Origin of the sequence: Citrobacter sp. Awk 4, from assembly GCF_028069725.1 — a bacterium.
Lineage (GTDB): Bacteria > Pseudomonadota > Gammaproteobacteria > Enterobacterales > Enterobacteriaceae > Citrobacter_D.
In genome coordinates this window covers 1-2444 of record NZ_JANEWG010000112.1, presented here as the reverse complement: position 1 = coordinate 2444, position 2444 = coordinate 1, and the positions used below count along the sequence as shown (strand labels likewise).

Genomic DNA, 2444 nt, shown 5'->3' with positions numbered 1-2444 from the left:
CACATTATTGCTAATATTCGAAGATGCCTTGAAACTTATTATTGAAAATGAATGTACGCATAAAATGATAATGATTTGTCATTGATGTTTTTGATTATTTGAAAATGACTTAATAAGCACACTAATAAAATTATAAGGACTACAATAATGAAACTTAAGTTAGTTGCAGTGGCAGTGACTACTTTGTTGGCAGCAGGCGCGGTAAATGCGGCTGAAATTTATAACAAAGACGGTAATAAGTTGGATCTGTACGGAAAAGTTGATGTTAAGCACTATTTCACCGATAACGCTGATGACGACGGCGATCAATCTTATGTTCGTATGGGCTTCAAAGGTGAAACGCAAATCAACGACCAACTCACTGGTTTTGGTCGGTTTGAACATCAATTCAATGGTTCTAATGCTGAAAACCAGGGGACCTCTGGCGATAAAACCCGTCTGGCTTTCGCAGGCCTGAAATTTGCTGAATATGGCTCTCTTGATTACGGACGTAACTACGGCGTAGCGTATGACATCGGCGCATGGACTGACGTCCTGCCTGAGTTCGGTGGTGATACCTGGACCCAATCCGATGCATTTATGACAGCCCGTACTACCGGAGTTGCAACTTACCGTAATACCGACTTTTTCGGTCTGGTTGAGGGCCTGAACATCGCAGCTCAGTACCAGGGTAAAAACAATGATCGTAATATTAATAGAGAAAATGGCGATGGCTTTGGCTTATCGTCTACCTATGAGTATGAAGGTTTTGGCGTGGGTGCTACCTATACAAAATCTGACCGTACTGATGAGCAAGTCAATCAGGGCGGCAACCTGTTCGCAACAGGTGAAAATGCTGAATTGTGGGCTGCAGGTCTAAAATATGATGCTAACAACATCTATCTGGCAACGACATATTCTGAAACCTCTAACATGACCCGTTTTGGTGGTGTTGGTGGTATTGCGAACAAAACCGAAAACTTTGAAGCAGTCGCTCAGTATCTGTTTGACTTCGGTTTACAACCCTCTCTCGCATATCTGAAATCCAAAGGTAAAGGTTTGGGTTCCTATGGCGATCAGGATCTGGTGGAATATGTTGAGGTCGGCGCAACTTATTACTTCAACAAAAATATGTCTACCTATGTTGATTACAAAATCAACCTGCTGGATGACACCAACTTTACCAAAGATGCATTAATCAGTACTGACGACATCGTCGCAGTCGGCCTGACTTATCAGTTCTAATCTGAATTGATTTCTAAAAAGCCAACTCATTATGAGTTGGCTTCAATGCTAAGATTTAAATCTCCTGAGAGAATACTTCATGCAAATGTTCACAGGGCGATGCCTGTGCGGGCAGAGTCATATTACCGTTAACGTTCAGAGGCTTGATGTTTATGCCTGTCACTGCACGTTGTGCCAAAAATGGTCTGGTGGCATTGCAATGTATTTGGAAGCGTGTGGGCAACCATTGATAGCCGAACACATGCCAGAACCAGGTATTTTCTCTTCTTCTCTGCATGGTGAACGTTGTTTCTGCTCCGTATGTGGAAGCCCCTTGTGGTTTCACTTGATCAATTCTGACTATTACTTTATTCCGTGGACGATCCTTGAATTGAATGAAAGCGAGAGACGTCGCCTGGTGTTAGCAGCCGAAATCTACATAGAAACACAGCCAGCTTTCTGGAAGCTCACGGGGCAATACGCGCGCCTGAGTAGCACAGAGGTTGAAGTAATGGATTCCCTTGGCCAATTAGCGCATTGAATCGGCGCTGATAATCCAGACACTTCTGAGTCATTGATAATATAGGTTTTCATATTCAGCTGATGGCATCTGAGCTCTCGAACCATGCCAGTGAGGAGAAGGGCGGTATTCAGCACCATCCCTGCTGCACTCACGTGCAGTGAGCCCGCTGTTTCGGTAAAATCGTTGACCGTGATATCTCTGTGTGAACTCAGGCTGATATCCCCGCCTGACTGCATCTCTCCGATGTTTTGTGAAATCGCTATTCAGTTTCTGCGTGGTATACCGGGCGCCACCAGCACCTGCGAGGTGGAGTGCTTTCATCCCTGATCCTTTTCTTTTTATATTTATGTTCGGTAGCGGACGTAATTTCACTAAACAAAGCATTCCTGCCAGACGTCCACGCTACCGCACGGCAGTGTCGGGTCAGGACACTGCCGACGCATTTAGGGCGATCGACACCAGGGATCGACAATTAACAGCTGAAAACGGTGTTCGTTTCCGGATGGAGATATTTATTTAAAAAATCGGACGGAGTATTAACCAGCTGAATGCTTTATTTCAATAGCAAGAGCAGAACAGGGAGGCGAAGTTTGCCAGTGTATTATTTTGGATATACAGAGAAAACTCTTTGATTGTACTGGATATGAGTTTTGTGGATGGTGGAATGTGCATGGAATATAAAAACAATCAGAATGCTGGGCAATGTTATGTATTTTGA

General features: G+C 44.0%; 2 protein-coding genes. Both read left to right on the top strand.

What is annotated here, in order from left to right:
* Positions 1–147: 147 nt before the first annotated feature.
* Positions 148–1224 carry a porin OmpC gene (gene ompC, locus NNO04_RS22310; RefSeq protein ID WP_271446505.1) on the top strand — a complete coding sequence of 359 codons (1077 nt, stop codon included), beginning with the start codon at positions 148–150 and terminating at the stop codon, positions 1222–1224.
* Between the two features lie 85 nt (positions 1225–1309).
* Entirely contained in the window at positions 1310–1744 is a 435-nt protein-coding gene (locus tag NNO04_RS22305; RefSeq protein ID WP_271446506.1) for a GFA family protein, read from the top strand.
* Positions 1745–2444 lie beyond the last annotated feature (700 nt).

What these genes read in the sequence shown, in the direction of transcription:
- NNO04_RS22305 (WP_271446506.1), top strand. Translation starts at nt 1,310, where the DNA reads ATGTTCACAGGGCGATGCCTGTGCGGGCAGAGTCATATTACCGTTAAC.
- ompC (WP_271446505.1), top strand. Translation starts at nt 148, where the DNA reads ATGAAACTTAAGTTAGTTGCAGTGGCAGTGACTACTTTGTTGGCAGCA.